The following is a 4,029-nucleotide window of genomic DNA, read 5'->3' as shown; positions in this document are numbered from 1 at the left end:
GGCTGGATGTGGCCCCCGGCGAGATCGTGGTGATCCCCCGCGGCGTCCGCTTCCGCGTCGAGATCGCAGGCCCGGCGCGGGGCTATGTCTGCGAAAGCTACGGCGCGGCGTTCAAGCTGCCGGACCTGGGCCCCATCGGCTCGAACGGCCTGGCCAACAGCCGCGACTTCCTCAGCCCCGTCGCCGCCTTCGAGGACACCGACCGCCCGACCCAGGTGATCCAGAAGTTCCAGGGCGGCCTGTGGATGGGGACCTGGGACCACAGCCCGCTGGACGTTGTGGCCTGGCACGGCGACCTCGCCCCCTACAAGTACGACCTGGCGCGGTTCAACACGATCAACACGGTCAGCTTCGACCATCCCGATCCGTCGATCTTCACCGTGCTGACCGCGCCCAGCGAGATCCCGGGCACGGCCAATGTCGATTTCGTGATCTTCCCGCCGCGCTGGATGGTGGCCGAGCACACCTTCCGCCCGCCCTGGTTCCACCGCAACGTGATGAGCGAGTTCATGGGTCTGGTGCACGGCGCCTACGACGCCAAGGCCGGCGGCTTCAGCCCCGGCGGGGCCAGCCTGCACAACGCCATGAGCGATCACGGCCCTGACGTGGCCAGCCACAAGGGCGCCAGCGAGGCCGAGTTGAAGCCGCACAAGATCGACGGGACCATGGCCTTCATGTTCGAAAGCCGCTGGGTGATCCGCCCCACGAAATACGCGCTGGAGACTTCCGCGCTTCAGGCCGACTATGACGCGTGCTGGACGGGCTTCCCCAAAGCTCGGCTGCCCTAACGAACAACGAAGCAAGAGGAAGCGCCCATGAAGCTCGCGTCTCTGAAGGGCGGCCGCGACGGCCGGCTGGTGGTGGTCTCCAACGACCTGGCCTGGTTCACCGACGCCGGCACGATCGCCCCGACCTTGCAAGCCGCCCTCGACGACTGGGAGCGCTGCGAGCCGATGCTCAAGGCGCTGGCCGTCAGCGTCGAGGACGGCGGGGTGCCGCTTGAACGTTTCCACGAGCACGACGCGGCCAGTCCCTTGCCCCGCGCGTACCAGTGGGTCGACGGCAGCGCCTATGTGAACCACGTGCAACTGGTGCGGCAGGCGCGTGGGGCCGAGATGCCCGAGAGCTTCTGGACCGACCCGCTGATGTACCAGGGCGCCTCGGACGGGTTCCTCGGTCCGCGCGACACCATCCCACTGCGCGACGCCGCCTGGGGCTGCGATCTGGAGGGCGAGGTGGCCGTGATCGTCGGCGATGTGCCGCTGGGCGCGACCCGCGAAGAGGCCCTGGCCGCCATCACGCTGGTCATGCTGGTCAACGACGTCTCCCTGCGCAACCTGATCCCAGGCGAACTGGCCAAGGGTTTTGGCTTCGTCCAGTCCAAGCCGGCCAGCGCCTTCTCGCCCGTCGCGGTGTCGGTCGACGCCCTGGGCGACGCCTGGAAGGACGGCAAGCTGCACGGCGCCTTGCTGGTCACCCTGAACGGCAAGGACTTCGGCCAGGCCGACGCCGGGGTCGACATGACCTTCGACTTCGGGGCCCTGGTGGCCCACGCCGCCAAGACCCGCGCCCTGGCGGCGGGTACAATCGTGGGGTCGGGCACCGTCAGCAACCGGGGCGCCGACGGTGGTCCCGGCAAGTCGATCGCCGAGGGCGGGCTGGGCTATTCGTGCCTGGCCGAGCTGCGCACGGTAGAGACCATCGTGGGCGGCGCGGCCAAGACGCAGTTCCTGATGGGCGACGACACGGTCCGCATCGAGATGCGCGACGCCAAGGGCCACACGATCTTCGGCGCCATCGAGCAGACGGTCGAGCGCATTTGAGCCAGGAGGCCGCGCCGGAAGCCGCGCCGGAGGCGGCCCCAGAAACCGTAGTTGGCGGGCGGGTCTGGACCACGCCTTCGGGCGTCAAGCTGGGCCCGCTCGACCAGATCGCCGACCCCGGGGCGCGGAACTACGTGCTGCAGATCGGCGACAAGCGCTTCCACGGCTTCGTGGTGCGCCGGGGCGAGGCGGCGTTCGGCTATGTCGACCGCTGCCCGCACGCCGGCCTGCCGCTGGCCCAGGTGCTGGACCGCTACCTGACCGACGACGGTGGACTGATCGCCTGCTCCTGGCATGGGGCGCTGTTCGAGCCGGAGACCGGCGCCTGCGTCGGCGGCCCCTGCGTCGGGGCGCGGCTGTCGTCGTGGCCGGTCAGGGTCGAGGACGGGCGGATCGTCACCGCCTAGGGCTCTGCACGAAAACTCCACGGTCCATCCGCCGCCCGTGGAAACCCGCGCCACGATGCGGCGACCGCGCCGGCCTAGACCTGTCTCGGCAGAGCAGGGAGCCGACCAATGCCGTTCGACCAGATCCAGGTGCGCGACTACGCCGTGGTGATCCATGCCGGCAACGACGAATGGACATGGCAGGTGATGGATTTCGACGCCCGGATCGCCGCTCAGGGCGAGGCGCCGGATCGGGAGAGCGCCTGGCGCACCGGCATGTTCGCGGCGGGGGCGGTCGGGGCGTTCGCGCGGATCGGCCGGCGAGCCTGACCTGGACAGCGCGCAAAAGAAAGGCCGCCTTCTCAGGAGAAGAAGACGGCCGAAAGTCGCATAGGAGGAAACGCCCAGAAGGGCTGAGACCTTCATAGCGTAGTGCTCCACGCTTGACAACGTTGTCATTGGGATTTTTTCAGGCAGAGCTGAAAACCCTTGTTTCCTTGGGCGGACGGTCTTGGCGGGAACGCCGCGCGTCGCCAAGTTCGAGCGAGCCGGAGAAAGCCGCCCGTGACCCTGACCCTTCGTCTCGCCGTCCCCGAGGACCTGCCCGCCCTGCGCGACCTGATGAACGCGTCGATCGGCGAGCTGCTCAGGCCGTTTTTGGGGCCTGACGAAGTGGCGGCCTCGTTCGATATCATGGGCCTGGACAGCCAGCTCATCGCCGACGGCACCTATTTCGTGGTCGAGGAGGACGGGGTCTTGGCCGGCTGCGGCGGCTGGAGCCGGCGGGCCACCCTGTTCGGCGGCGACCACTCGGCCGGGCGCGACGCCGCCCTCCTGGATCCGGCCCGCGACGCGGCCAGGGTGCGGGCGATGTACACTCACCCCGATCATGTCCGGAAGGGCGTGGGGCGGCTGGTCCTGGAGGCCTGCGAGGCCGCGGCGGCGGGGGAGGGGTTCGCGCGGTGCGAACTGGCCGGAACCATGGCCGGCGAGCCGCTGTATCGGGCTTGCGGCTATCACCAGATCGAGCGGTTCTCCGCGCCGACCTCCAGCGGGGTCGAGGTGCCGCTGGTGCGGATGGGCAAGACCCTGTCGCCGGCCGTTCCCCAATAGAAAAGGGCGGGTCCGAGGACCCGCCCTTCTTACGCTTACTAACGCTACTGAACTCGGGCTTGGTCCGATTAACGGAACAGGCTGAGGATCGAACCGGTCGACTGGTTGGCGATCGACAGCGCCTGGATGCCCAGTTGCTGCTTGGTTTGCAGCGACTGCAGCTTGGCGCTTTCCTTGGCCAGATCGGCGTCAACCAGGTTGCCCACGCCGGCGTCGAGGCTGTCTTGCAGCTTGCCGACGAAGGTCAGGTGGGTGTCCAGGCCGGTCGAGCTGGTGCCCAGCGAGGCCAGCTTGTTGGTCGCGGTGCCCAGGGCCTTGCTGACGGTGTCGATCATCGTCTTGGCCGAGGCGGCCGTGGTGAACGACGCAGCGGCCGAGAGGCCGATGCCGAGCAGCGAGATCGTCTTGGCGCTGACGGTGAACTGCGAGCCGTCCGAGTTGGCCAGGAAAGCCAGTTTGGTGGTCGAGCCGTCGGCGATGCTGACGCCATTGAACTTGGCGTTCGAGACAGCCTTGGTGATCTGGTCGCGCAGGCTGTTGAAGTCGGACTTCAGGGCGTTGAACGACGAAGTGTTCAGCGAGGTGTCGGAAGCGGCCAGAGCCTTTTCCTTCATCTTGCCCAGCAGGTCGGTCACGGTGTCGCCGGCGGCCAGGGCCACGTCGATGGTCGACTGGCCGCGTTGCAGCGAGTCCTTCACGGCGTTCAG

6 protein-coding genes are annotated in these 4,029 nt (G+C 68.3%); 5 read left to right on the top strand and 1 reads right to left on the bottom strand.

The genetic code is table 11. The annotated features are described in order from the left end of the window. The 5 genes from AC1DZ6_RS20565 to AC1DZ6_RS20545 form a co-directional block, all read left to right on the top strand. A partial coding sequence (locus AC1DZ6_RS20565; protein ID WP_477098991.1) for a homogentisate 1,2-dioxygenase domain-containing protein occupies positions 1–788 on the top strand: 788 nt, incomplete at its 5' end. Positions 789–815: 27 nt separating this feature from the next. Then, complete coding sequence (locus tag AC1DZ6_RS20560; protein WP_477098990.1) at positions 816–1,823, top strand: fumarylacetoacetate hydrolase family protein; 1,008 nt, start codon at positions 816–818, stop codon at positions 1,821–1,823. Continuing rightward, positions 1,820–2,230, top strand: a complete 411-nt coding sequence (locus AC1DZ6_RS20555; RefSeq protein WP_477098989.1) for a Rieske (2Fe-2S) protein — start codon at positions 1,820–1,822, stop codon at positions 2,228–2,230. The genes AC1DZ6_RS20560 and AC1DZ6_RS20555 overlap by 4 nt, the downstream gene beginning before the upstream one ends. A gap of 108 nt (positions 2,231–2,338) precedes the next feature. Continuing rightward, positions 2,339–2,539, top strand: a complete 201-nt coding sequence (locus tag AC1DZ6_RS20550) for a hypothetical protein (RefSeq protein WP_477098988.1) — start codon at positions 2,339–2,341, stop codon at positions 2,537–2,539. 234 nt (positions 2,540–2,773) lie between these two features. Further along, positions 2,774–3,322 (top strand): GNAT family N-acetyltransferase, encoded by a 549-nt coding sequence (locus AC1DZ6_RS20545; RefSeq protein ID WP_477098987.1) that lies wholly within the window; start codon positions 2,774–2,776, stop codon positions 3,320–3,322. Between the two features lie 68 nt (positions 3,323–3,390). On the opposite strand, the gene AC1DZ6_RS20540 is transcribed toward AC1DZ6_RS20545, so the two are convergent. Further along, on the bottom strand, positions 3,391–4,029 hold a 639-nt coding region (locus tag AC1DZ6_RS20540; RefSeq protein ID WP_477098986.1), incomplete at its 5' end, for a flagellin.

This window comes from Caulobacter sp. P1_B12_2, from assembly GCF_056406675.1.
Note: the sequence above shows the minus strand (reverse complement) of the source record. Positions and strands in the feature narration are given on the sequence as shown.